Origin of the sequence: Actinoplanes sp. HUAS TT8 (assembly GCF_051380535.1) — a bacterium.
Taxonomy (GTDB): domain Bacteria; phylum Actinomycetota; class Actinomycetes; order Mycobacteriales; family Micromonosporaceae; genus Actinoplanes.
The window spans coordinates 5,875,011-5,900,295 of sequence record NZ_CP195646.1 but is presented as its reverse complement, the minus strand read 5'-3'; the positions used below and the strand labels follow the sequence as shown (position 1 = coordinate 5,900,295).

The 25,285-nt window shown below is 70.1% G+C and carries 22 protein-coding genes; 9 read left to right on the top strand and 13 right to left on the bottom strand.

Going from position 1 to position 25,285, the window contains the following annotated elements:
* Window positions 1-13: 13 nt before the first annotated feature.
* Together ACSHV8_RS26455 and ACSHV8_RS26450 are read right to left on the bottom strand one after the other, a co-directional pair.
* The gene (locus ACSHV8_RS26455) at window positions 14-448 is read right to left on the bottom strand and encodes a hypothetical protein (protein ID WP_436519708.1); all 435 of its coding nucleotides are present in this window, start codon (window positions 446-448) and stop codon (window positions 14-16) included.
* A gap of 33 nt (window positions 449-481) precedes the next feature.
* Window positions 482-1,594: a hypothetical protein gene (locus ACSHV8_RS26450; protein WP_436519706.1), complete on the bottom strand. Its 1,113-nt coding sequence runs from the start codon at window positions 1,592-1,594 to the stop codon at window positions 482-484.
* Between the two features lie 88 nt (window positions 1,595-1,682).
* Between ACSHV8_RS26450 and ACSHV8_RS26445 the strand changes: the two genes are divergently transcribed.
* A complete protein-coding gene (locus ACSHV8_RS26445; RefSeq protein ID WP_436519704.1) occupies window positions 1,683-2,177 on the top strand; it encodes a hypothetical protein in 495 nt (164 codons plus the stop codon).
* A gap of 83 nt (window positions 2,178-2,260) precedes the next feature.
* Here the strand turns inward: ACSHV8_RS26445 and ACSHV8_RS26440 are convergent, their stop codons facing one another.
* A complete protein-coding gene (locus ACSHV8_RS26440; RefSeq protein ID WP_436519702.1) occupies window positions 2,261-2,758 on the bottom strand; it encodes a pyridoxamine 5'-phosphate oxidase family protein in 498 nt (165 codons plus the stop codon).
* 207 nt (window positions 2,759-2,965) lie between these two features.
* Here ACSHV8_RS26440 and ACSHV8_RS26435 point away from each other — a divergent pair, with 207 nt between their 5' ends.
* Window positions 2,966-4,180: a pectate lyase gene (locus ACSHV8_RS26435; RefSeq protein ID WP_436519700.1), complete on the top strand. Its 1,215-nt coding sequence runs from the start codon at window positions 2,966-2,968 to the stop codon at window positions 4,178-4,180.
* Between the two features lie 131 nt (window positions 4,181-4,311).
* Here ACSHV8_RS26435 and ACSHV8_RS26430 read toward each other — a convergent pair whose 3' ends face one another.
* Both ACSHV8_RS26430 and ACSHV8_RS26425 read right to left on the bottom strand, forming a co-directional pair.
* On the bottom strand, window positions 4,312-5,238 hold the full coding sequence (locus ACSHV8_RS26430; protein WP_436519698.1) for an LLM class F420-dependent oxidoreductase: 927 nt from the start codon (window positions 5,236-5,238) through the stop codon (window positions 4,312-4,314).
* Window positions 5,239-5,256: 18 nt separating this feature from the next.
* Window positions 5,257-6,042, bottom strand: a complete 786-nt coding sequence (locus tag ACSHV8_RS26425) for a class I SAM-dependent methyltransferase (RefSeq protein ID WP_436519696.1) — start codon at window positions 6,040-6,042, stop codon at window positions 5,257-5,259.
* 78 nt (window positions 6,043-6,120) lie between these two features.
* On the opposite strand from ACSHV8_RS26425, the gene ACSHV8_RS26420 reads away from it, so the two are divergent.
* Window positions 6,121-6,708 carry a TetR/AcrR family transcriptional regulator gene (locus ACSHV8_RS26420; protein WP_436519694.1) on the top strand — a complete coding sequence of 196 codons (588 nt, stop codon included), beginning with the start codon at window positions 6,121-6,123 and terminating at the stop codon, window positions 6,706-6,708.
* On the opposite strand, the gene ACSHV8_RS26415 is transcribed toward ACSHV8_RS26420, so the two are convergent.
* Genes ACSHV8_RS26415 through ACSHV8_RS26405 form a run of 3 tightly spaced genes read right to left on the bottom strand, consistent with a single transcriptional unit; the run spans window position 6,677 to window position 8,003 of the window.
* Complete coding sequence (locus ACSHV8_RS26415) at window positions 6,677-7,321, bottom strand: DUF4386 domain-containing protein (protein WP_436519692.1); 645 nt, start codon at window positions 7,319-7,321, stop codon at window positions 6,677-6,679. The genes ACSHV8_RS26420 and ACSHV8_RS26415 overlap by 32 nt on opposite strands.
* Window positions 7,311-7,526 (bottom strand): helix-turn-helix transcriptional regulator, encoded by a 216-nt coding sequence (locus tag ACSHV8_RS26410; protein WP_436519690.1) that lies wholly within the window; start codon window positions 7,524-7,526, stop codon window positions 7,311-7,313. The genes ACSHV8_RS26415 and ACSHV8_RS26410 overlap by 11 nt, the downstream gene beginning before the upstream one ends.
* Window positions 7,527-7,532: 6 nt before the next feature.
* On the bottom strand, window positions 7,533-8,003 hold the full coding sequence (locus tag ACSHV8_RS26405) for a hypothetical protein (RefSeq protein ID WP_436519688.1): 471 nt from the start codon (window positions 8,001-8,003) through the stop codon (window positions 7,533-7,535).
* 309 nt (window positions 8,004-8,312) lie between these two features.
* On the opposite strand from ACSHV8_RS26405, the gene ACSHV8_RS26400 reads away from it, so the two are divergent.
* Together ACSHV8_RS26400 and ACSHV8_RS26395 are read left to right on the top strand one after the other, a co-directional pair.
* Window positions 8,313-8,765 carry a hypothetical protein gene (locus ACSHV8_RS26400; RefSeq protein WP_436519686.1) on the top strand — a complete coding sequence of 151 codons (453 nt, stop codon included), beginning with the start codon at window positions 8,313-8,315 and terminating at the stop codon, window positions 8,763-8,765.
* A gap of 13 nt (window positions 8,766-8,778) precedes the next feature.
* Entirely contained in the window at window positions 8,779-9,444 is a 666-nt protein-coding gene (locus ACSHV8_RS26395; RefSeq protein ID WP_436519684.1) for a response regulator, read from the top strand.
* A 28-nt stretch (window positions 9,445-9,472) separates the two neighbouring features.
* Here the strand turns inward: ACSHV8_RS26395 and ACSHV8_RS26390 are convergent, their stop codons facing one another.
* Window positions 9,473-10,690, bottom strand: a complete 1,218-nt coding sequence (locus tag ACSHV8_RS26390; protein ID WP_436519682.1) for a monooxygenase — start codon at window positions 10,688-10,690, stop codon at window positions 9,473-9,475.
* A gap of 281 nt (window positions 10,691-10,971) precedes the next feature.
* Between ACSHV8_RS26390 and ACSHV8_RS26385 the strand changes: the two genes are divergently transcribed.
* A complete protein-coding gene (locus ACSHV8_RS26385) occupies window positions 10,972-13,044 on the top strand; it encodes an MMPL family transporter (RefSeq protein WP_436519680.1) in 2,073 nt (690 codons plus the stop codon).
* A gap of 94 nt (window positions 13,045-13,138) precedes the next feature.
* On the opposite strand, the gene ACSHV8_RS26380 is transcribed toward ACSHV8_RS26385, so the two are convergent.
* Window positions 13,139-14,515: a HAMP domain-containing sensor histidine kinase gene (locus tag ACSHV8_RS26380; RefSeq protein WP_436519678.1), complete on the bottom strand. Its 1,377-nt coding sequence runs from the start codon at window positions 14,513-14,515 to the stop codon at window positions 13,139-13,141.
* Entirely contained in the window at window positions 14,512-15,204 is a 693-nt protein-coding gene (locus ACSHV8_RS26375; RefSeq protein WP_436519676.1) for a response regulator transcription factor, read from the bottom strand. Before ACSHV8_RS26375 ends, ACSHV8_RS26380 begins: the two co-directional genes overlap by 4 nt.
* Before the next feature lie 266 nt (window positions 15,205-15,470).
* Between ACSHV8_RS26375 and ACSHV8_RS26370 the strand changes: the two genes are divergently transcribed.
* Window positions 15,471-17,966, top strand: coding sequence for a hypothetical protein (locus ACSHV8_RS26370; protein WP_436519674.1), 2,496 nt, complete (start codon window positions 15,471-15,473; stop codon window positions 17,964-17,966).
* Window positions 17,967-18,007: 41 nt separating this feature from the next.
* On the opposite strand, the gene ACSHV8_RS26365 is transcribed toward ACSHV8_RS26370, so the two are convergent.
* Complete coding sequence (locus ACSHV8_RS26365) at window positions 18,008-19,654, bottom strand: copper resistance CopC/CopD family protein (RefSeq protein WP_436536911.1); 1,647 nt, start codon at window positions 19,652-19,654, stop codon at window positions 18,008-18,010.
* Between the two features lie 111 nt (window positions 19,655-19,765).
* Between ACSHV8_RS26365 and pgm the strand changes: the two genes are divergently transcribed.
* Window positions 19,766-21,385 carry a phosphoglucomutase (alpha-D-glucose-1,6-bisphosphate-dependent) gene (pgm, locus tag ACSHV8_RS26360; RefSeq protein WP_436519672.1) on the top strand — a complete coding sequence of 540 codons (1,620 nt, stop codon included), beginning with the start codon at window positions 19,766-19,768 and terminating at the stop codon, window positions 21,383-21,385.
* A 45-nt stretch (window positions 21,386-21,430) separates the two neighbouring features.
* Window positions 21,431-23,728, top strand: a complete 2,298-nt coding sequence (locus ACSHV8_RS26355) for a putative bifunctional diguanylate cyclase/phosphodiesterase (RefSeq protein WP_436519670.1) — start codon at window positions 21,431-21,433, stop codon at window positions 23,726-23,728.
* 151 nt (window positions 23,729-23,879) lie between these two features.
* Here the strand turns inward: ACSHV8_RS26355 and ACSHV8_RS26350 are convergent, their stop codons facing one another.
* Window positions 23,880-25,172, bottom strand: coding sequence for a hypothetical protein (locus tag ACSHV8_RS26350; RefSeq protein ID WP_436519668.1), 1,293 nt, complete (start codon window positions 25,170-25,172; stop codon window positions 23,880-23,882).
* Window positions 25,173-25,285 lie beyond the last annotated feature (113 nt).

Below are 25,285 nucleotides of genomic sequence, written 5' to 3'. Positions count from 1 at the left end.
GATCCAGTCCGGATCAGACGGCCGGGTACGGCGTTCCGGGGTCCTCGTCAGAGCCGGCCGCGGGCGGGTTGGAGGCCGCGTCCATCGGATCGAGGTTCGTGGGGTCGTCCAGGTAGTCACGCAACAGGCTCGCATTTTCGGCGTCCACGTCGAGGTACGCCTGCGTCGCGTTGCGGACGCCCCGTGCAGCGTCGAGCACGGTGGTGCCGACCTGCTCCATCATCGCCTGCATCTCAGATCGCAGATCCTCCCAGGCCGCACCGATCCCGCTGGTCATGACGCTGGAGCCGGGGTAGGCCGACCCGTTGACCCGGAACGAGTCACCGCCGCCTCTCGACCCGCCGAGCAACCGGCTCGCGTCGTAGAACACGTCTGCGACCCGGGGCAGGTGCACCTCGGAAACCCGCCAGAGGTGGAAAAGGTCGCCGCCTGTCACTTCGCCGGCCATGTCACAACCCTTCCCGTTCGATCGATCATGGCCTCAGACCCGCCGACGGCGGAAGACCAGGAAGAACACTGCTAGGAGTACGACCGCGGCGGCTCCGCCGAACACCCAGAGCCAGGTTGGCGCCGGGTCATCCCCGGCGCCGTCACCAGCCGCAACGGTCACCGGTATGGAGAACACCCGGCTGCCCACGGTGTCGACCACGTACAACGGCCCGGCCGAGGCCGCCCCTGCTGCCAGCCCGACCGGGTCGCGTGCACCGAAGGTGTCCGAAGGCAGCCCGGCCACCGTGGCCACATGCGCGTCGGTGCCGAGCCGGCGCACGGCGCGCTGCTGGTTGTCGACGATGTAGACGCCATCGGTGCCGGTGCTCACCGCGGTCACATTGAACGGCGACGACTCGGGGCGGTTCTCGACGGCCTGCCAGCCGCCGGAGGAGGTGTCGACGATCGTCGCCAGCTTCCCGTCGTGCAGCCGGCTCAGCACGGACGCCGCGCTGGTGATCCAGACGTCCCCGATCGTGTCAGCGGCAAGGCCGGTCGGCAGGTTGACCGGCGTTGACACGGGACGGCTGCCGGCGCCGGCCGCGATTTCGACGATGCGGTTGTTTTCCCGGTCCGCGAGGTAGAGCGTGCCGCTGGACGAGACCGCGATGGCGTTGATCGTAGCGATCGGGCCGCCGATCACGTCTGCGTCCGCCCGGACCGTGATGGTGCCGTCCGCAGCGAGCGCGTACACCCGGGAGGCCGCACTGTCGGCGATGAAAACGGTGCCGTCGGAGCCGACCGCGACGGCGTTGGGGGAGCCGAGGGCGAGGTCAGTGCCCTTCGTGCCGTTCGGCACCGGTCCCGTCGGTACGGTCTGCTCACCGTTACCGGCCACCGTCCGGATGACACCGTCCTTGCCGACGACCCGGATTCGGTGATTGAGCGTGTCTGCCACGTACACGTTGCCGTCGACCGCGGCAGCGGCATTCAACGGCCTGTTCAGTCTCGCCTGAGCCGCCGGGCCGCCGTCACCGCTGAACGCGGCTGCCCCGGCGCCGGCGACCAGGGTTGGAGTACTTCCCCCGGGTTGTCCGAAGGCCGGCGCCGGCGCAGCAACCGCTGACACCGCGAGAAGCGCCAGGGCGGCAACATGATTCCTCATCACGTCCGGTGTGTACCACAACGGCGTCCGGTAGGTTCACCTACGTCGATCCGAGTATCGTGATCAAGCTGCGGAAACGGAGACGGCCGTGTGGTACGGCGACGTTGATCTCGGCGAACATCTGCGGACGATGACGGTGACCGGCACGTCGCCGGACGGCGCCATCCGGGCCACGGTCACCGGCGACAACCGGCTGGAGTTGCACTTCCAACCGTGGACCTATCGGGGGTATGACGACCACCATCTCGCCCGCGAACTCACCATGCTCGGCACCACGACATGGGTGGCCTGGACCCGGCAGCGCGAGGAGATCACCCGGCTCGCGCTCGGGCAGAGCCGCGATGAAGCGGAGCAGGGGCGACGCCGTGACGATCCTCGTCACCATCGATTCCTCGATGCCGTACGTGCCATCGAATGCGAAGGGGCATCCCGGGACTGCTCGGTACGCCTACGGCTCACCGGCGCCACCCGCTGGCAGGTGGAGATCGCCGACGGCACCGTCCGGAACACGCCCGAGCGGACGTTCGTGGGGCAGGTGGTTTCGGCGTTCGACGCGGTGATCCAGAGCGGTCGAGGAAGATGATGCTCCTGCGCGCCGAACACTTCGACATCGGCGTGCCGCGCAGCTGGGTCGACCGAGCGAAGTAACCCGGCCCCCGAGCGGGGTCAGGCGCTCTGGCGTTCGGCCCGGCGTTTGACCAGTTCCTCGATCGCGGTCGGCAGGGTCGTCTCGAAGTCGATGAGCTTCGCCCACGTCGGGGTGATGACGATCCGGACCATGCCGTCGTACAGGGATCGGACCTCGGCCTCCCAGGCCACCCGCTGTTCGGCGCTCATCTCGTAGGTGCCGTTCATCTTCAGGTATTCCTCGGGGATTCCGTCGACCACGTCGAGTTCGGCCCGGCCGCGCAGGAGCAGGATCTTCGGCGGGTGGACCTCGGTGTCGATGGTGAGGGCGACGTCGGGGTGGCGGCGCAGCGACGGCAGCTTGGGTGCGTTCTTGGTGGTGCAGACGATGATCTGGGAGCCGGTCCAGGTGAACGCGATCGGGATGTTGCGCGGGGTGCCGTCGGTGGCGACGTAGGCCATCCGGAGCAGGTCGCGGGCCAGGAGTTGCTGGCTGTGCGGGCGGTCGAGGACGGCGGTGATCTCGTACGGCTGCATGTGGTTCCTCCTTTGTCGCAGCCGGGACGGAGCTGTCCGTGGCTTCTCGACACGAGGACGCGAAATTCATCTGACTGCAAACATTGCAACTCCTTGTTATCACATCGACCTGTCTCTATCGTCAGCCAGGAAAGCGCTTTCCTGTGACCCGAACCCCTGCGTCGTCACCCCCGCGGCGCATCCGTGGAGATGGAAGTGAGGCACGGAATGAGACGATCAGTCGCCCTGCGATGGACGGCCGGGGCCGCCACCGCGATCACCAGCGCCGCGATCATGCTGATGCTGCCAACGGCGCAGGCCATGGCCGCCGACAACCTGAGCCTGGCCTCGAACGCCGGGGCCGACGGCTCCAGCAAGGCCAGCGGTACCAGCTACGGCAACGTCCGCGACGCCAGCACCAGCACCTACTGGGCGCCGAACGCCACCACCGGTTACGTCTCGGTCAAGTGGAGCAGCGCCACCACGGTCTCCTCGGCCGTGATCAAGCAGGCCTCCGGCGGCGGCACGATCAGCGCCTGGCGGGTGCTCAACGGCGACTCGGGATCGGTCCTGACCAGTGGCAGCGGCAGCCCGAGCACGATCAACTTCACCTCGACCTCGCTGAAGAAGCTCACCTTCGAGATCACCGGTGCGTCCGCCGCGCCGCGGATCGCCGAGTTCGAGACCTACTCCAGCGGCGGCTCCAACCCGACCACCAGCCCGACCGCGAGCCCGACGCCCAGCTCGACCGGGGGCACCGGCGGCACGCCGACCGGGGCGTGGCCGTCCTCGGCCGGGAACGTCTCGGTCTCCGGGACGATCAACGTCTCCGGAACGTACGACGGCGGCATGAAGACGTTCTGCTGCATCGGCGACGGCTCGCAGAGCGAGTCCCAGGACCCGATGTTCTCCATCGCCAACGGCGGCACCCTGCAGAACGTCATCATCGGCTCCCCGGCCGGTGACGGCGTCCACTGCGAGGGCACCTGCACGATCAAGAACGTGTGGTGGAACGACATCGGTGAGGACGCCGCGACGTTCAAGGGCACCGGTGGCGGCACCAGCTACGTCATCGGCGGCGGCGCGCGGGCCGGCAGCGACAAGACGTTCCAGCACAACGGCAACGGCACGGTCAGCATCTCCGGCTTCTACCTGAGCGGCGCCGGCAAGCTGTACCGCGCGTGCGGCAACTGCTCCAGCTCCTACCAGCGCAACGTCAAGATCGACAACGTGCTGCTGAGCGACATCGACATGGTCGCCGGCATCAACACCAACTGGGGTGACACGGCCACCATCACCCGGGTGACCATCACCAACAGCTCCAGCCCGGTGGTCTGCGGCCAGTACAAGGGCGTCGCCAAGGGCAGCGAGCCGACCTACCTCGGCGAGGGCTGGAACAACACCAACTGCAAGGTCACCCAGAGCGACATCACGTACAAGTAGGCGCATCCCGCGAAGGGGCGTTCACCGCGAGGTGGGCGCCCTTCACGAGCTCACCGCAGCTCTCCGGGAGCCGCCCGAAAGCCCCGACCGCGCAAAGCTCCGCGCGGCAACCCCGGCCGGCCGCGCTGTCGTCAGCTGAGCTGGGGCAGCACCTCGGACGCGATCAGGTCGAGGTGGTCCAGGTCCTTGTGGTCGATGATCTGCAGATACGCACGGTCCACCCCATGGCGCCCCAGCCGGTCGACCACCTGCGCCGGCGTCCCCACCAGCCCGTTCTCCTTCAAAAACCCACCATCCTTCCCGTACGCGATGAGCCGCCGCCCAACCTCGGCATCGTCGCGCCCCACGATCGTGGCATGAGCCACCGACACTTTCAGCGTTCCCGGATCCCGCCCGGCCGCCTCGCACGCGCCCCGGACCCGGTCGATCAGCTCCGCGGTCTCGGCCGGCGAGGTGAACGGCGCGTTGAACTCGTCGGCGAACCGGGCGGCCAGCGCCGGTGTCCGCGTTTTCCCTTTCCCGCCGATGATCACGGGCGGGTGCGGGTGCTGCGCCGGCTTGGGCCAGCCGGGGGAGTTCTCGATGTGGTGGTGGCGCCCGGAAAATCCGTACCTCTGACCAATTGGCGTGTCCCAGAGCCCGGTGACGATCTCCAGTTGCTCCTGGAGGCGGTCGAAGCGGGTCGACCGGTCCGGGAAGTCGAGCCCGAACGCGCGGTGCTCGGGCTCGAACCAGCCCGCGCCGAGCCCGAGTTCGACCCGTCCGCCGCTCATCAGGTCAACCTGGGCGACGGTGAGCGCCAGCACCGCGGGGTTACGGAAAGTAGCGGAACTGACGAGGGTTCCGAGCCGGATCCGCCGGGTCTCGCGGGCCAGCCCGGCCAACGTCAGCCAGGAGTCGGTCGGGCCCGGAAGGCCGTCGCTCCAGTCGGTTTGGGCCAGGTAGTGGTCGCTGCGGAAGAACGCGTCGAACCCGCACTCCTCGGCTCGCCGCGCCACCGCCAACTGGTCGTCGTAGGAGGCGCCCTCTTGCGGTTCGGTGAAGATTCTCAGCAACACTCAGTAATTCTACTGTGGTCAGAGTCGTTCCGCGGTGACCGCGACCGAGACGTACGACATGGTGAAAGCCCCGCCCAGCCGGTCGATCCCGGCGCCGACCGCCGCGCTGATCTCGGCCAGTTGCTCGGCCGGCAGCCGGGTCAGCGCCCCGGACGTCGGCAGCTGGTCCAGGTATTCGTCCCGGGTGTACGTCCGTTCCCAGTCCACATGCCACTGCTCCGGCTCGCCGAAGCCGCCGGCGGCGCGGATCCCGTCGGCCGCCGCGGTGAGGATCGCCCGGTAGCCGTCGAGCGGCGACCCGGGCGTCGGCCGCCCCATCGCGAACGGCGAGTTCGGCACCAGCCGCTCGAACACCTCCGCGAACGTGGCCACCACTTCGTCGGGCAGCTTGAACGTGTGCCAGAACGGTGCGAGACGCCCGCCCGGGGGCAGCACTTCGGCGGCCTTGGCGGCGCCTGCTAGGGGGTCGATCCAGTGCCAGGCCGTCCCGGCCGTGACCAGGTCGAACGTGCGGCCGGCGGGCTCCCAGTCCTCGATCTTGGCGACTTCGACCTCGATGCCGGTCGCGCGGGCGAAATCGGCCATCCGTGGGTCCGGCTCGACCACGAGGAGGTCGCATCCGAGGTCGCGCAGCTGGCGGGCCTCGATGCCGGTGCCGCAGCCGGCGTTCAGCACGCGGCGGCCGGGGGTGGCGTCGAGGATCCGTTCCAGCAGCGCGACCGGGTACGGCGGGCGGGTCCGGTCGTAGCGTGCGGCGTCCACGCCGAACGATTCGGCGGCTTGGCGGAACTGGTAAGTGGGCATGCGCCCACTCTAGTGGGCGAGCGCCCACTCGGGAAGGCGGTAGTTTGGTACGGCTGGTCAACGCGGAAGGGGACGCCGGTGCCGACAGGGGTCGCCCTCCGGGACGTACGCCGTCAGTTGTTCGAGGCGGCCGACCGGATCCTGCTGCGGGACGGGCCGAGCGGCCTGACCAGCCGGGCCGTGACCACCGAGGCCGGCTGTGCCAAGGGCGTCCTGCACCGGCACTTCGAGGACTTCGACGCGTTCCTGGCCGACTTCGTGCTGGATCGGGTCGAGCAGCTCGCCCCGGAAGCCGTCGCGCTGAAGTCCCGCGCGGGCACCGGGACCATCGCCGGGAACCTGACGACGGCCCTGATCGCGGTGTTCGGGTCGGTGGCGGTGGCGATCGTCGCACTGATCACGTTCCGGGACGGGCTGCGGGCCCGGCTGCGGCACACCTGGCCGGCCGGGGTGCCGGTGCTCACCGAGGCGGCCGAGATGATCGGCGGATACCTGGCCGCCGAGCGCGACCTGGGCCGCATCCCGGCCGGCGCCGAGGTGGACAGTCTCGCCGCGATGCTGATCGGGACCGGTCACCTGCTCTTCGCCGACCGCACCGGAGCGTCGCCGAGCGAGGAGACCGTGCACCGGATGGTCAGCTCGGTCGTGCCGTCCAGTCCCGCTTGAACAGCAGGTATCCGATCATCCCGAACTCGCCGATCGACGCCGGCACGGCCAGCACGCTGGTGACGACCGTGGTGTCGGCGGCCAGATAGGCGACAAAAGCGCCGGCCACGTAGCCGACCCCGCCCACGATCAGAGTCCAGCCCAGCAAGCGCGGCAGCACACCCGACTCCAGGGCGAGCCGGCCCATCGGGATCAGCCACAGGCCGAAGAAGATCCCCCCGAGGGTCCAGGCGGCGTGGTTGACGTCGTACAGGAAAAGCACCGGAACCGGGCGGCCGGCCCGGACCGAGGTGAGGGCGACGGCGGTGAACATCGTGCCGACGAGAACGATCACCGAGTTGATCAGGCCGAACGCGGCCACGGCGGCGGCCCGGAGATCCCCGGCCGGGCGGAACAGGCGGAAGAAGAGCAGCGCGGCCAGCGCCTGAGTGACGACGACACCCAGGTCAGCGGCGATGCCGAGACCGGCCAGGGTCGGATGGGCGGCGAGGTTGGCGACGGTCGCGGCCTCGTCCCCGTCGACCAGGAGGCGGCCCTGGATGATCAGGTGGCCGATCAGGCCGAAGACGGCGAGACCGAGATAGGTCAGTCCGGTGGCACGTTCAGTCCTCATACTGGAACACCTCGTCGAGTGGCTTGCCGAAAATGCGGGCGATCTGGAAGGCCAGTTCCAGCGACGGCGAATAACGACCCTGCTCGATCGCGATCACCGTCTGCCGGGTGACGCCGAGCTTGGCCGCGAGATCGGCCTGGGTCAGGCCGATCTCGGAGCGCAGCACGCGGATGCGATTGGTGACCTTGGTCGGTTTGGGAGCCATCGGAACTCAGAATCCCCGCCGGTAGAGCCGGATCTTGATGACCCCCTCCGCCACCGCGGCCACCAGCCCGGCCAGGAAAGCCAGGTTGCCGATCCAGAAATAGTCCGCGCCGAGCGAGGCCAGAATGGTGACCCCGCCCAGCCCGGTGCCGAGGATCGGCGTGGCCAACCGGCCGCCGCGCTGCCCGATCTCACGATCCCGGACATCGACGTCGATCGCGCTCTTGGCCTCCTCGCCGCGCCGCACGACGACCACGATCTCCACGACGATGGCGAAGACGATGGTCGCGACCAGGGCGGCCAGCACCGACCAGAACAGCGGCGGCACCCAGTCGATGTCCGCAACCGGCGTCCGGAACAGATCCGGAACGATGTACGTGTAGTACAGCAAAGAGGACACGACCATCGTGACCAGCCCGGTCCAGACCTGACGTTCCTCCCGCGTCGTGTACAGCGGCTCGTCGTCGGCCATCTCCATCACGCCTCCCAAGTCAAAAATCTTTGACATCCCGAAGGTAGGCCCACCGTGCGACCGAAGTCAAACTTCTTTGACATGCAACCCGGCGCGCGATCCCTGGAGCGTCTCCTCGACACCCCTCGCCGACCACGACAAAGACCTCCACAAGCCCGCGATCAATACGTTCTGTTCGGGGCGAGATGCGTGCGACCATGCCGGCGTGGCGAACGAGTCGGTCGAGGTGCTGTGGTCGCGGACTTTGGGATCGGATCGCGTGCCTCGCCTCTGCCTCTTCGGCTGGGACCGAGCCCGGACTCGGGCTCCCACGCGGTGCTCATTGCCGGCACCGGTCGGCCCGCCCTTCTGTTGATGGCGGCCTCCGGTGTCGTTCTGGCCGAATGGCCGCTTCCGGAGCCGATGGTCTTTCCTGACCGGGACGGCGGCTACCGGGTCAGCGACAACGGTGATGTCACTTTTCTCAGCGGCCGGCGCACCGTCATGGCTTTCCACCCGGGCCGCGATGTGCGGGTGTTGTGGCGGCACGACCGTGATCTCGGGGTGCCGGGGCGGATCGACCGGCTGTTGTCCGGAGAAGATGGCCTGCTGCACGCTCTCGGGAAAGGGCATCTCGTCACGTTCCGATTCCGGACCGGCGACCACACGCCCTTCAGTGAGCATCCGCTCATGCTTGATGTGAGTGGGTTGGCGCCGTTTCTAACAGTCGTTTCAGGTTCGTTCGGTAGGAACGGGGCATCGCCGGGCGACGCGAGTTTCGACCCCTGAAGGGCAGCCATTCGTGATTTCTGTGCTCGTGGTGGACGCCCAGCCGCTGCAGCGCCTCGGGTTTCGTGTGCTCCTGGAGTGCACCCCCGACACCGAGATCGTCGGCGAGGCCGGCAACGGAGCCGAGGCTGTTCGGCAGATCACCGCGCTGCGCCCCGACGTGGTGCTGATGGACATCCGTATGCCGGGCGTCGACGGGATCGAGGCGACCCGGCGCATCGTCGCGGCCGGTGGGCGTTCGCGGATCCTGGTGCTGACGACGTTCGACGGGGAACGGTACGCGTTCGCCGCGCTGCGGGCCGGGGCGAGTGGTTTCCTGCTCAAGGACATCGGCCCGGAGGAGCTGCTCGCCGGCATCCGGGCCGTCGCCGCGGGGGATGCGGTGATCGCGCCGGCGCTGACCCGCCGGCTGCTCGATGCGTTCGCCGACCGGCTCGACGATGACCTTTGCGAACCCGTACGGAAGGATCCCCGGCTGAGTTTCCTGACCCACCGCGAGCGCGAGGTTCTCGTCGCCATCGGCCAGGGCCTCACCAACGGCGAGATCGCGCAGCGGTTCACGCTGTCCGAGTCGACGGTGAAGACCCACGTCGGGCGGGTCCTCACCAAGATCGGCGCACGGGACCGGATCCAGGCGGTCATCCTCGCCTACAACCTGAGACTCGCCCGGCCGGTCTAGCATTTCCTCTCGCGCGTCCGGCGCCTCCTCAGGGCTTGCGGAGGGAGACCGTCATGATGCCCGTGCACATCTCGTCGCTGGTGCCGTCGCCCCACACCACGTAGCGGGGCGGCAGCTTCTTCAGCTGCGGCAGCTGTTGGCGCAGCCGCGCGTCGTGCGTACACGTCACCCGCAGCGTGTCCCCCGGACCGATCTCCACCGGTGACGGCAACTTCATCAGCCGCTGGTTGTCGAAGTCGAACTGCGGCACGTCGAGCACGACCTGGGCGTTCGGCGTGCCCGGGTTGAGTTCGACCTTGATGGCCCGCCCGAGCAGGTGCATGTGACCGAAGCCGGCATACAGCGTCATCGGCGCCGGCACCTTCTGGTCGCAGGTCTGGGTGTCACCGGGCTTCGGCACGCCGCCCGGGTTGCATTCCTTCACCTGACGATCCGCCGACCCGCCGACATCCGGTCCGAACCGCTTCGTCACGTCCGCGATCGAGACCGCCCGGTCACAGAGCGGACCCGACTCGTCGGCGGCGCAGGGCAGGTCGGTCGGCGCGTCGAGCGGCAATGTGATGAGTTCCCGGGTTCGGGGCGTGCCGTCGGTCAGCCGCAGCCTTACCGCCGAGCGGTCCGACCCGGCCGGTTTGCCGTCGGTCGCGAGCAGGTTGTAGTGGATCTGGACGATGATCAGGCTTCCCGGCCCCAGCTTGAAGCCGATGTCCTGGTCGAGCAGCGTCTCCGTGGCGCCCGGCGCCCAGGTGGCCACCCACGTCGCGCCCCGGTCGTCGCCCTCCACGTCGGCGCCGGGCACGCCGGTCCCGCCGAAACACCGCCAGCCGAGGCCGGGCGTCTTCGCGTCCTGCTCGCGCACCAGGGCAGCGCGGTCCGGCGGCACCGCGTACACGATGGCGTGGTGCGCGATGGCGACGTTCTCCGGCGCGAATTGGGTCCCGGTCACGAACGCCGTCCTGGTCAGGCCCGGGTCGATCACCTGGCACCGGTACTCGTCCGTGCCGCCGCCCTCCGGCGCCGTAGGCGTGTAGGCCTCGGCCATCGTCAGGTCCATGAACCGCTCGCCGGCGCGCAGCGACTGCGGCGGAGCCGACGACGCGCCCGCGTGCATGCCGTGCGGGTCGGCCGCGGGGGGCGCCGCACTGTTGTCGGAGTCCGATCCGCAAGCGGCGACCGCGGCGAATGCTGTCACCAGCGTCATGGCGCCCGCCGCCAACTTCCACCGTGGACTGTCAGATTTTCTCATAGCCCGGACGCTAGGACCGATTCCGTCCTGTTTCGTCGTACCGCGGTCGTCATCGGCGGGAGGGAGGTGGTACCGCGGTACCACTCCCGGAGCGTGAGGGCCGTGCCGCGTTGCTGGTCCGGTCTGATCACCGGATTAATGGTCGTCTCAGATTCGCTCGGTACGAAGTTGGCCTCGGACAAGCGATGCAATCCGTCAGGAGGCTATTGATGTCAGTCAACGCAGTGCCGCCCAGGGAAACGCCGCCCGGTCGGTTGGCCGGCCGGTGGGTGCCATGGCTGGTGATCGGCTTGTGGCTGGCGCTGGCGGCGGTCATGGTGCCGTTGAGCGGAAAGTTGAGCTCGGTCACCACCGACAAAGCTGTGGACACGCTGCCCGCCGGCGCCGAGTCCACCAAGGTGGCGGTGCTGGAGGACAGTCTCCCCGGCGGCGAGGACAACACGTTCGTCTTCGTGTACCACCGTGCCGGCGGCCTGACCGGCGCCGACCGCGCGACGGTCGAGCGCCACTACAACACCCTTGCCGAGCGGTACCCGCCGAAGGCGGCGGCCGGCGAGGACGATGAGGGCCCGGCGACGAGACTCTCCACCGACGGCCGGGCGATGATGTTCACCCTGGACGTGAGCACGGCCTACGGCGCACCGGAGGCCATCGTCGGCCCGTTGCGTGACGCCGCGAGGGACCGCCCCGCCGGCCTGGAACTCGAGGTGACCGGCCCGGCCGCGGTCGACGGCGACATGGACGCCGTCTTCGACGGCATCGACCTGCAGGTCTTCCTCACCACGGTCGTGGTCGTCACGGTCCTGCTCATCCTCACCTACCGCAGCCCGGTGTTGTGGTTCATCCCGCTGGTGGCCGTGGGCGCGGCCGCACTGACCGCGATGGCGACCGTCTACCTGCTCGTCAAGGGCTTCGGCATCGTGGTCAACGACCAGAACTCGGCGCTGCTGACGATCCTGGTGTTCGGCGTCGGCACGGACTACGCGCTGTTGCTCATCGCTCGATATCGGGAGATGCTGCACCACCACGAGAACGTCCGGGTCGCGATGGTCCACGCGCTCCGCGGCGCCGCGCCGGCCATCGTCGCGTCCGCGGCCACCGTGGTCGCCGGCCTGCTCTGCCTGCTCGTCGCGGACCTGAACAGCACCAGCGGGTTGGGCCCGATCGGTGCCGCCGGCATCCTGTGCGCGCTGGTGGCCATGCTGACGCTGTTCCCGGCGGTGCTCGTGGTGCTCGGCCGTCGAATCTTCTGGCCGGCCATCCCGCGGTTCAGCACGGCCGTGCAGGACAAGCCGGGGCTGTGGGGACGGCTCGGCACCGCCATCAGCCGCCGGCGGTGGGTCGCCACGCTCGGCTCGCTCGGAATCCTCGGCGTGCTCGCCATCGGTCTGACCGGTAACACCGGAGCGCTGCGGGAACAGGACCAGTTCCTGTCCGCGCCGGAGTCGGTCACCGGCTTCACCGTTCTCCGCCAGCACTTCCCGGAGCTCGGCGGCCAGCCGATGACGATCTATACGCGGCCGGCGTACCAGGAACGGGTGGTCGACATCGTCAAGCGCACCCCCGGCGTGGCCGAGGCCGTCCCGGGCCGGACCGTCGGAGGCTGGGCCGACATCTCCGTGTTCCCGACCGACGCGCCGGACAGCGCCGCGGAGTACGACACGATCAGGCGGGTGCGCACCGCCGTGCACGGGGTGTTGGGGGCGGAGGCGATCGTCGGCGGGCCGAGTGCGGAGAACCTCGACACCGAGGTGACCACCAGCCGCGACGAGAGGTTGGTGATCCCGCTGGTGCTCGCCGTCGTCCTGATCATCCTCGGGTTGCTGCTGCGGGCGATCGTGGCTCCGCTGGTCCTGATGGCGACCGTGATCGTCTCGTTCGCGGCGGCCTTCGGCGGCAGTGTGTTCGTCTTCGACACGCTCCTCGGGTTCAAAGGTATCGACTACTCGGCGCCGCTGCTGGCCTTCCTGTTCCTGGTGGCGCTCGGCGTCGATTACAACATCTTCCTGGCCAGCCGGGCCCGGGAGGAGACCGTGCGGCTCGGCACCCGGGAGGGCATGCTGAAGGCCCTGTCGGCCACCGGTGGCGTCATCACCTCGGCCGGGCTGGTTCTGGCGGCCACGTTCGCGGTCCTCGCCACCCTTCCGCTGGTGATGCTGGTCGAGGTCGGGTTCCTGGTCGCCTTCGGCGTGCTGCTGGACGCCCTGCTGGTGCGGTCGGTCCTGGTGCCCGCCCTGACCCTCCTGATCGGCCGGCGGGTCTGGTGGCCGAGCCGCCTGTCGCGTCCAGCGGCCGGGCCGCCGATCGGTCGACACATGCTCGCCGACGAGGAGGAGCCCGCGCTGCAACGGTGAGCGCGGCGGCACGGACGGGATCCGGGACGGGCATCCAGCCCGTCCCGGGGCCTTTCCTGAGCCCGGCGGCCGCCGTCGCACCGCGGGAACGGGGTCAGCGCGCCGCGGCCGGAAGGTCGACCCGAAGCAGCGCGCCACCGCGTGCGGAACGGCCGACAGCGGCCCGGCCGCCGTGGGCGTCGACGACCCGCTGCACGATCGACAGCCCCAGACCGGATCCCGGCAGCCCCCGGGCGCTGTCGGCCCGGTAGAACCGGTCGAACACCCGCGGTACGTCGACCTCGGTGATGCCCGGCCCGGCGTCGTCGACCTCGATCACCGCCGACGCGCCCTCGGCACGCAGCCGGACCTGGACCGGCTGGTCCGCGGGGGACCACTTGCCGGCGTTGTCGATGAGGTTGAGCACCGCCCGCTGCAGCGCGGCGGGACGCCCGCTCACCCATACCGAGGTCACGTCGAGCGTGACCGCTATGTCCGGCATGCGGGAACGCGCCCTGGTCGTGGCGGCCACCACCACGTCGGCGAGGTCGAGCAACTCGGTGCTCTCGTCGCTGACGTCACCGCGCGCCACCTCGGTCAGCTCGGCGGCCAGGGTGCTCAACTCGGCCACCTGGGCACCGAGATCGTTGAGCAACCGGGTCCGGCTCTCCGCCGGCAGGGCACTGTCCAGGGTGCCACGCCGATCGAGCCGGACCAGCAGCTCGATGTTGAGGCGCAGGCTGGTGAGCGGGGTCTTGAGCTCGTGGGCGGCGTCCTCGGCGAGCAGCCGCTGGGCCTGCCGGGAGTCCCGGAGCGCGGCGAGCATCTCGTTGATCGACTGGATCAGCCTCCGGATCTCCCCACCGCCCTCATCCGGGATGTCGGCGTCGAGAACCCGGGTGTGCGCGACACGTGCTGCTGCGGCGGCCAGCCGGTCGATCGGTGCCAGCCCGGCCCGCGCCACGGTCCGCCCGACAAGGGCGCCGCCAACCACGCAGAGCAGCCCGATCAGCAACATCCCGAACCCGAACTGGTTGATCGGGGAGTCGTCGGCGAGGTCGGCCACCTGGACCGCGCCGTCTCCGGCCCGCAGTGTGTAGACGCGGTAGCCCTCGTCCCAGTCGGTCGACTCCAGCAGGTCGGTCGACGCGCCCCGCACCACGCGCCCGGCGTGCTCGCTGACCGGAGGCAGCGTGGGTTGGCCGGCCGGCGTCCGGGTCGAGCCATCGGGCAGGATGACCCGCACCAGCCGACCGGATCCTGGATACGGCGGGAGCTCGACCCGCGCCAGACCGGCGCGCTCCGCGTTCGTCGCCAGGACGTGGGAGTCGGCGCGTAGCTGTTCCTCGGCGGTGTCCCGCAGCTTCCGGTCCATGAGCTCGCTGGCCACCTGGAAGGCCACGAAAACGCTGACCGCGATGGCCGTCGCCGCAATAACCGTCAGCCTGGTCCGCAGGGACTGCCGGCGCCACCACCGGGTCAGCCTGCTCACGGAGGAGTCTCCCGCAGTACGTATCCCAGGCCGCGCAGCGTGTAGATCAATCGCGGCTCACCCTCGGCCTCCATCTTGCGGCGCAAGTAGCTCACGTACACCTGAAGGTTGTTGGCGGTGGCGCTCATGTCGAAGCCCCAGATCGCCTCGAACAGCGCGTCGCGGGTCAAGACCCGGGTCGCGTTGCGCACGAGAACCTCCAGCAGGGAGAACTCGGTCCGGGTCAAGCGCAACAGCCGCCCGCCGCGCCACGCCTCGAACCGGTCGGGATCGACCCGGACGTCGGCGAACGACAGGATCGGCGACTCCCCGTCGGCCGGCGTGCGCCGGCGCAGCAGGGCTCGCACCCGGGCCAGCAATTCCTCGGTGGCGAACGGCTTGGGCAGGTAGTCGTCGGCGCCCGCGTCGAGCCCCGTGACCCGGTCGGAGACCTGGTCACGGGCGGTCAGCATCAGCACCGGCAGATCCCGGCCCGCGGCCCGCAACCGCCGGCAGGTCTCCAGCCCGCCGAGGCGAGGCATCATCACGTCGAGAATCAGCAGATCCAGCGCGTCACCGCCCGCCCCGCCGACCTCGTCGAGCACGGCGAGCCCGTTGGCGACGGTGCTGGTGTCGTAACCCTCGACCTGGAGCACCCGCTCCAGCGACTCACGAATGGCCCCGTCATCATCCGCGATCAGGATCCGCACGCCGGCCCGCCCTTCCCATCGATGCTTTGCCGCGCATCCTCCCCGATCAACCTGAAGCCAGCATTAGAACCGTTGCCTCTTTTTTGTGTCCCCGGCCCGCGTTCTTACGGATGCCTGAACTCAGATCAGAGACGGTGGCGAACCATCCGTCCAGTTCGATGATGAGCCGCTGCGGTGGTTGCCGAGTCGTCGAGTGCCGGCCGGTGCGTGCGCCGGGAAGTCTGTTCGACGGGTAGGGCCCGCGCCTCGCGGCTATCGTCGGACGGGTGGGGGTCATCGCCGATCTCGAGGACGACGAGTATTGGCCGGAGTTCGGCAGTGTCGTGATTCGTGACGCGTGGCCGGACGACCCGGACTCGGTCGGGGAGCCGATGTTTCCGCTGCTCAGCGAGGATGTCGAGCTGTTGTTCGGCACGGTTGGCCGAGCGGGTGAGGGTTGGCTGCAACTCGCCTCGGGGGAGCGGTGCCAGCGGGTGCGGCTCGAAGCGCATTCGGGCATCCCACCGCAGGAGAGCGGTGATTGGCTCGATGTGGTGGAGACGCCGTACCGCAGCGTCAGCGGCCGGGTGGGTTTGACCAGCACGACCGGCGGGCCCGCGATGTTCGGGATGGTGATCGGCGAGCCGGGCTTCTACCGGGTCCGAGTTTGTCGCCGGCCCGCGCCGGATGACGGCGATGTCTGGGTGGTGCGGTTCTGGCCCTCGGATCCGGTCGAGCCGCCGCGGTGGCTGGTGCGCGACCCGGGCCGGAGCCTGGACGGGCTGGCCGACGACATCTACGCGGTGGTGTCATGGGCGTCCGGGGGCCGGTTGGTGACCAGGCTCGGCGAGCTGGCCGATCGGTTGCTCGCCGGACCGGCGATGGTCGAGGCCGCTCTTGCGGAGCTGAGGAATCTGACGGTGAGGACCCGATTCCGGAAGATGACGCTGACGGCCGTTCTCGATGAGGACAACGAGGATGAGGACAACGAGGACGAGGAACGTGATGTTCCGGCGGTGACGGCACCACGCCCCGGGTTCGTGAACGGGTACGGGGCGATCATGGTGAAGCGGGGCGGGCGTCTGAAGAATCTCACCCAGTCACCGGTCGGTACACCGTCGGCGGTTGTCGAGTACGCCGGCGGACTGGTCTTGATCGGTGCCGGGGCGACGGCACTGACCTGGGACGGAACAATGACCTATCTGGGCCGGGATCTGCGGCCCGAGGTGCAGCTGAGCCGGGACGGCACGATCATGGCCGCGCAGGAATGGCGCCCGGGTCCCGAACCGTGGAAGAGCCTGCACCTGATCGACCTGGCCGACGGGACGCGGCACACCATGCCGTGGCCCTCCGGTCAGGTCCTCGACGTGCTCGTCACCGGGGTCGAGAGGCATACGGTCTGGCTGCACGACAACACCACCGGCCAGGATCTGCAGTGGACCGCCGGTGACGCCCAGGCGGTTCCGGCGACCGTTCCTCCGCCGGTCAGCGGCTGGGAGGGGCCGGATGCGCCGGGCCATCGGCACTATCCGTCCCTTCGCCCCGGGCGCACAGTCAGCGTCGACCTGGTCAGGGGCGTGACCGTCGAGGACTCGGCCGGTCGCCGGACCTTTCCGCTCCCGGAAGGAGTGCGGGCGCTCGGCCCGGCCCGGGCGGTATGGGAGGACCCCGATCACCTGCTCGTGCCGATCGATCACGAACGGGATCGGGACGCCCGGCTGCTGCGGCTGACGGTCACCACCGGCGACTGGGGGACGGCTGATGCCGGAAACCGGATCTTCGCGCTCGCCTGGCCGTGGCCTCGGTACGATCCCGCCGCTGATCCGCCGGAGCCGCCCTTCCGGCCGCAGGACGTCGCCATGAAACCCGTTGACGGCACGACGCGGCCCGAAATCCTGGCCGTGCTCGCGGCCATGGCCCGCAAGAACGGCCTGGACTGGACGCCCCCGGAGCCCGTCGAGCGGGTCCTGCCTCCAGCCGGGCCGCCGCCCCGGATCGGATGGCTGATCGGCAAGGAGGTCACCGTCATCCGTGACGGCCGGCCGGTCGTCCTCGGCACCGGCCCCTTGGACTTCCACGATCACGCCGTCGAGGTCGACGGCGGAGTGCTGATCGAGGGCCGGATGCTCACGACAAGCGGCAGCACACGTGACAGAACCGTCCTCTTGCGCGGCGACGGCACCGTCCTCGACCTCGGGGACGGCCTGCGGTACATGACGATCAGCCGCGACGGCACGACGGCCGCGGCGCACGAGATCGGCTACGGCAGGCAGGGTTTTGTCGGCCTGCACCTCATCGATCTGTCCGACGGATCCCGCCGGACACTGCCGATGCCGGACTCCGGCCCCGATCTTCGGATCACCGGAGTCTCTTCCCACGCCGTCTGGTTCCACTGGCGAACAGACCTGTGCTGGACCGCCGGTGACACCGCACCCAGGCCGACGAGGGACCCGCCGCCGGCCGCGGGCTGGACCGGTCCAGGCGCTCCCTGGCACCGGTACTACCGCACGCCCGGCGCTGACAAGCGGGTCAGCAGCGTCGGCCGGCCCGCCCGATTGTCGATCGGCGGCCGGAAATATGACCTTCCCGAGCACATCGACTTCGTGGATCTGACCGGTTGGGAGGACGCCGAGCACCTGCTCGTGAAAGTCAGCGGCTTCGACTTTCCCTCGTGCCTGCTCCGGCTGGACATCACCTCGGGAATGGTCGAGATCGCCGCCACCGACCATCCCGCCGGCCTGTTCATCTGGCCGCGGCCGGACCCTGACCTGTCCGAGAACTAGCCGCAGCCGGCTCACACCAGTTCAAAGGGCACCGATCGGGGTCAGTCGGTGGCTGGGGGGACCTTGATCGTGGTTTTGACCGTTGCGCGGTTGAGGTCGTCCACGCGAATGGTGAAGGCGATCTCATAGGTGCCCGGCAGCGGGAACGAGACCGACCCCAGCGCGTGGTGCGGCGGATCCAGGCCGAGCAGTGGTTCCTTGACCGCCTCGAGGTCCTGGTCCAGCAGCTTGGTGCTGATCTCCCACTCGGCCGGGGGCAGCGGCTTGCCCTCCGGCGTGTACAGGAATGCGTGGACCGTGTTGTATTCGCCCAGCTCGACCGGATAGATGTTGAACTGCAGCGTGTACAACGGGCAGGTCAGTGTCTCCGACACGCCGTTGCCGGTGACCGCGCCCGCTGCCGCGCCCGCGGTGCGACCCGGGTTGACCTGGACCAATACCGCGCTCAGGGCCAGGATCACGACCGTCGCCAGGACCTCGATGCCGACCGTGCGGCGCAATCCCTGACCCGGGTTGGAGCGCTGGACGAAACGGCGGGCCACGGCGGCCACACCGAGCACCACGATCAGGATGCCCAGCTTGGTGAGCAGCAACTTTCCGTACCCGGTGCGGATCAGCGCGTCGACCGAGCCGACCTCGACGACCGCCTGGACCGAGCCGGCGATGGCCAGCCACAGGACGGACAGGGCGGCCCAGCGGGACCAGACCGGCAGCAGTACGCCCAGCACCCGGCGGTCGGTGCCGCGCAGCACGAAGGCGAGCAGCGTGATCAGGCCGCCCAGCCACAGGGCCATGGTCGCCAGGTGCACGACGTCGACCGCGACGGTCACGACCGGCAGCGGTGTGGCGATGGAGTGCCCGGTCAGCGGCCACGTGGCCAGCCCGGCCGCCCCCAGGACCAGGACCAGAATCCCCTGCACCCGGCCCGGGGCCACCGACGGGCGGCGACCGGCGGGGAGGAAGCGCTGATAGAGCGGCACAGGAACAAGGAGGAACAGGATTGACAGTACGGCGAGACGGGCGATCAGCGTCAGCCCGAACTGACTGGTCGCCACATCGGCCAGCTCACCGGGGGAGACCTGCCACAACGCCGCCCCGCTGCCCTGCTGGGCCTGCGTGCCCAGGGAGCCCAGCGTCGCCACGGCCACCAGCCCGAACCCGACCCGGATCAACCGGGTCACGCCGACCCGGGAGCGGCGCCGCGGCCACAGGAACGCCAGGAACATGGCCGGGCCGACGATCAGGGTCAGACCTCCGTACCCAAGAAATCGCAGGGTGGGGACAGCGGCCTGGACCGAGGGATGGGTGCCGGTGGTTTCCGCGGCCTTGGGCCGCGCCGAGGGCGCGCCGACCGAGAACGTGATGGCGCCGCCGACCGGGTGGCTGTCCGCGGAGATGACGCGGTAGCTGATCAAGTACGTCCCGAGCGGCCGTTTCGCCGTGCGCACGGGGATGTGCAGGACCGCGCCGCGGGCGGTGGCCAGGCCGGAGATGCGTTCGCCGTCGGGGGCGATGACCTGGATGCGGCCGCTGACCGGGGTGATCGACTCGCTGAACGTGACGGTCACCTCGGTCGGTGAGGTGCCCACCACACTGCCCGGCGCGGGGGTGGAGCCGACGGTGGCGGCGTGTGCGAAGGCCGGTTCGGGCGCGGCCAGCAGAACTCCCAGCGCGAGCAAGAACAGCACGAACAAGCGCGGAAGTTTCCCGGTCACGCAGGATAGTTCGGATGGGGGTGCGGAAAGGTTCAAGGCGTCCCTACCTGGATACGATCCGGGAACATCCTTCAGGAGGCCCAGATGTCCGTCCACTCCCGTGCCGGCCAGCCGGCCGAGCCGTCCGATCTGATCGACGTGCCGAAGGTCGTCTCGCGTTACTACACCGAGCACCCGGACCCGTCCGACCCGGCCCAGCGGGTCGCGTTCGGGACGTCCGGGCATCGCGGGTCGAGCCTGCGGACCGCGTTCAACGAGGATCACATCGCCGCGACCAGTCAGGCGATCGTCGAATACCGGCGGGAGCAGGGCACCACCGGCCCGCTGTTCCTGGGGCGGGACACGCACGCGCTGAGCGAGCCGGCGCAGGTGACGGCCCTGGAGGTGTTCGCGGCCAACGACGTGACCGTGCTGATCGACAGCCGCGACGGGTACACGCCGACGCCGGCGGTTTCCCACGCGATTCTCGTCTATAACACTAAAAATGCTGTCAAAGCCGACGGGGTCGTGGTCACGCCGTCGCACAACCCACCCGACGACGGCGGCTTCAAGTACAACCCGCCGAACGGCGGCCCGGCCGACACCGATGCCACCAAGTGGATCCAGGACCGAGCCAACGCGCTGATCGCCGACGGGCTCAAGGACGTCCGACGCAAGACCATAAAAGCAGAAAAATACGACTTCCTGGGTACGTACGTCGATGACCTGCCCAACGTCGTCGACATCGACGCGATCCGCGCCGCCGGGGTGCGGATCGGGGCGGACCCGCTCGGCGGGGCGAGCGTCGCCTACTGGGGCGAGATCGCCGAACGGCACCGCCTCGACCTGACCGTGGTGAACCCCCTGGTCGACCCGCGCTTCGGCTTCATGACGCTGGACTGGGACGGGAAGATCCGGATGGACTGCTCATCGCCGTACGCGATGGCGTCCTTGATCTCCCAGAAGGACCGCTTCCAGATCGCCACCGGCAATGACGCCGACGCCGACCGGCACGGCATCGTCACGCCGGACGGCGGGCTGATGAACCCGAACCACTATCTCGCGGTCGCCATCGACTACCTGTACCGCCACCGCACCGGCTGGCCGGGCGCCGCCGGGATCGGCAAGACGCTGGTCTCCTCCTCGATGATCGACCGGGTCGCCGCCGAGCTCGGCCGCACGCTGGTCGAGGTGCCGGTCGGCTTCAAGTGGTTCGTGCCCGGCCTGATCGACGGCTCGATCGGTTTCGGCGGCGAGGAGAGCGCGGGCGCGTCGTTCCTGCGCCGCGACGGCTCGGTCTGGAGCACCGACAAGGACGGGATCATCCTCGACCTGCTCGCCTCCGAGATCATCGCGGTCACCGGGCAGACGCCGAGCGAGCACTACCGGGCGCTGACCGACAAGTTCGGCGCCCCGGCCTACGCGCGGATCGACGCGCCGGCCACCCGCGAGGAGAAGGCGATCCTGGGGAAGCTGTCGCCGGAGCAGGTGACCGCCAAGGAACTGGCCGGCGAGCCGATCACGGCCGTGCTGACCAGCGCGCCCGGCAACGGCGCGGCGATCGGCGGCCTCAAGGTGGTGACCGGCTCCGGCTGGTTCGCCGCGCGGCCGTCCGGCACCGAGGACGTCTACAAGATCTACGCCGAATCGTTCCACGGCGCCGACCACCTGGCCCGCATCCAGGAGGAGGCCCGGGCCGTGGTGTCGGCCGCTTTGCAGCCCTGAAAAATCGCTCAGGAACCTGCGGGCCGGGCCGACAGGTAAGCCATCATGAGCGCACGCGAGAACGCCGGCATCCGGCACCGACACGGCGGGCTGACCCCCGCCGTGATCGCGCTCGCCGCGACCACAGGGGTGTTGATCTGGCTGCTGATCGGCGCGCCCGGCGGCCTGTACGTCGGGTTCGCCGGCGGGCCGATCGCGATGGGTGCGGCCGTCGTCGCCTGCCACCGGATCGTCTCCGCGGTGACGGCGGGACCGATCCGCGCGTTCTGGGGGCAGCTGCGCTACGCCGCGGTGGCGCTGTTCGTGGCCGCGGTCGTCTCGCTGTTGCGGGCCAACAACAACACCGGGCTGTCGCCGTTCGTCGGTCTCCCGATGCTGGTCGGCATCACGATCCTGATCGTCGCGTTCATCCGCCTGCCGTTCGGCGAGCGGACCGCCCTGGGCTGGGTCCGGGCCCTGCTCGACGGCGCCACGGTTGCCGTGGCCAGCACCCTCATCTTCTGGTACGTCGTCCTCGACCTCGCCCCGCGCGGAACGTCCCTGGTCGCCCGGGTCGCCGCGGCGGTCATCGGGGTCAGCGGTGTCCTGCTGCTCGTCGTGATCGGCAAGGCGGCCGCCGCCCCGGACAGCGCCGTGCGCCCGGCGGCGCTGCGCGTGCTGACCGTCGCGCCGCTGGTCGACGTGGCCGGCAGCACCCTGCTGATCGCCGGCGCCGACTGGGGCCGTCTGGCGCTGTCGGTGCTCGCGCTCCCGCTGGTCGGGGTCTCCCTGGCCTGCGCCGCCTGCCTGCAGTGCCGCGCGCTCGACGCCCCCGCCGACCGGCCCTCCGGCACCGCCGGACGGTCCCTGTTCAACCTGCTCCCGTTCGTGGCCGTCACCGCCACCGCCGTCCTGGTGATCAGCGTCAGCGCCCAGGACATGACGTCCCGGCAGCGCACCGTCATCATCGGCGCGGTGCTGATCGCCGGTTTCGTGGTCGCCCGCCAGCTGCTCAGCCTGCGCGAGAACACCCTGGCCCTGCGCGGCATCCGCAAGCAGCAGGCCGAACTGGAACGGCTCGCGCTCAGCGACACCCTGACCGGCATGCCCAACCGCACCCGGTTCGCGGTCGCGCTGGGCGAGCGGATCGTGGCCCAGCAGCCGGCCACCGCACTGCTGATCGACGTCGACGACTTCAAGATGATCAACGACACGCTCGGCCCGGCCGCCGGTGACCAGTTGCTCTACCAGGTGTCGCGGCGGCTGCGCGAACACTGCCGGCCCGGCGAACTGGCGGCCCGGCTCGGCGGCGACGAGTTCGCCGTCCTGCTGCCGGTCGACGACCCGGCCGAGGCCGAGGCGGCCGCGGCCCGGCTGCTGGCCGGAATCGGTCAGCCGTTCCACGTCGGCGACCAGCAGCTGCTGCTGCACGCGAGCGCCGGCATCGCCATCGCGGACACCGGCGAGACCGCCGACGAGGTGCAGCGCAACGCCGACATCGCGATGTACGCGGCCAAGGAGGCCGGCAAGGCGTCCTGGGTCCGTTTCGAACCGCAGATGCGCCAGGACATGGTGCACCACGCGCGGCTGGCCGGCGAACTGCACGACGCCATCCTGCGCGGCGAACTGCGCCTGGTCTACCAGCCCGTCTTCGACCTGCACACCGGCCTGCTGTCCGGGGCCGAGGCGCTGGTGCGCTGGCAGCACCCGGAACGCGGCTTCGTCTCCCCGGCCGACTTCATCCCGGTCGCCGAACGTTCCGGCCTGATCGTCCCGCTCGGCGCCTGGGTGCTGCGTGAGGCCTGCACTCAGCTGTCCCGCTGGCGGGCCGAGTACGGCGCCGGCGCGGTCGAGGCCATCAACGTCAACGTCGCGGTCCGCCAGCTGCGCGAGGCCGGTTTCGTCGACGAGGTCGCCGCCGTCCTCAGCGACACCGGTCTGACCAGCCAGAACCTGATCCTTGAGGTCACCGAGTCATCGGTCGTGGACGGCTGGCAGGTCCGCGAGACGCTGCAGGCGCTGCACGAGATGGGCGTCAAGCTCGCCCTCGACGACTTCGGCACCGGGCAGTCGTCGCTCAGCCTGCTGCGCGCGTTCCCGGTGGACGTCCTCAAGCTCGACAAGTCGTTCGTCGACGGCATCGCCGAGGGCGCCGACCGGGGCCGCCTCGCGGTCGCCGCCGCCGTGGCCCAGCTCGCGGAGTATCTGCAGCTCAAGGTCGTCGCCGAGGGCATCGAGAACGCGGAACAGCACCGGCGGCTGCGGGAGATGGGATACCGCTACGGCCAGGGCTATTTCATGGCCAAACCTCTCCCGGCCGAGGAATGCGGCCAACTCATGGCCGCTCCGGTCCAGGTCGCTTAAAAGCCAAATTCGCGCGTACGGCGATGAGCCGCCCCGCCCGGCCCACCCGCGCCGGCCGAGTCGGTCGCCGGGCCGGCGGCGGATCCTGGCTGGTGGTCAGGGGTGCCTCGGGGGCCTTGAGGCACCTCTGACCACCAGCCGGAGGCGGGAGTCAGTCGGAGACCGTGAGGGCGGAGAGGCCGGCCACCGCGAGCAGGTCGATGCCGGCGGTTCCGGCCCAGTTGTTGGCGGTGAACGAGCGGCCCGGGGCGATGCCCTTGTGGGTGGTGCCGTCGAGGGTGACCTGGCCCGCGCCGGACTGGACCCGGACCCGGACCGGGGTGGTGCCGAGCAGGTTGACCTGGAACTGGTCGACGCCGCCGGTCATCCGGACCGGGAGCAGGCCGCGCGGTTCGGGCAGGGAGAGGTCGATGCGGCTGGCCCCGCCGTTCAGGTCCAGGGCGGCCAGGTCGGCGCCGGTCAGGTCGAGGCGGGACCGGGAGGTGCCGCCGTCCAGGCGCAGGGTCCAGCGGACCGCGGAGCTCAGCTGGATCGTCACCGCGGCCGAGCCGCCGCTGCCGTCCGAGCGCAGGCGCAGCTTGACCGTGCCGTCGGCCTGGTCGGCCGACGGGGTGAGGCCGCTGCCGGCCGGGGTGCTGACCCGGTATAGGTCGTCGCCCAGGTCGGCGGCGCTGAGCTGGACCAGGGTGGCGCTGTCGACGATGTCGAAGGCGGCCGTGTCCAGGCCGTGGCGGGGGCCGGTGACCGTGCGGTTGCCGTCGGTCGTCCCGGCCTGACCGTTGTCGGCGGGGACGCGGGGCGCGGCCTCGGTGGGCCGGGCGGCGGCGGCCGTCGGGGTCGAGTCGCCCCGGGGGACCAGCAGGAACGCGGCGATCAGGCCGGCCAGGCCGACGAACGCGGCGACGGCCAGCAGCACCGGGCGGCGGTTCGGGGCGGCCGTGGGGGCGGTCTCGAACTCGGGGGGTGCGCTCCAGCCGGGCAGCGGGTAGGCCGACGTGAACGCCGGGTCGTCGAACGGGTCGGTGGCCGGGGGATACGACCGGCCCGCGACCGGGGTGAAACCGGTCGGGTCGGTGTCCTCCTCGGCGAACTCGGCCGGGTCCGGCGCCGGCCACTCCCCGGTCGGGTCGAGGACCGGCCGGGACTCGGCCGCCGAGGGCATGCGGTAGTCGTCCACGGAGGCGAACAAGGCCGGGTCGAGCGGAGCAGGATCGGGCGAGGTCGAAGGCGAGGGTGCGGCGGGGCCGGTCGCGGCCTTTTCCGGGGCGGGCGCCGCGTTCGCCGGGACGAACTTGGGCGGGAACAGCGACTCGTCGGGCATCGGGAGCGTCGGACGGGCCGGCGCCGGGAGAACCGGTTCGGGGACCGGGTGGCTGCCGGGGGAGTACCGCACCTCGGGCTGATCATCTTCGGTCGAGGAATGACCGTCCGGAACGTCGTTCATCGTGCCTCCCGGGCCCGTTGTCTGCCGATGACTACGGACGGCGGGCCCCGGCGGATCGGTCCGGCGGGAGGGCGTTTGCGGGCGCGCGGCTCACGACGTACCAAATCGTGGGT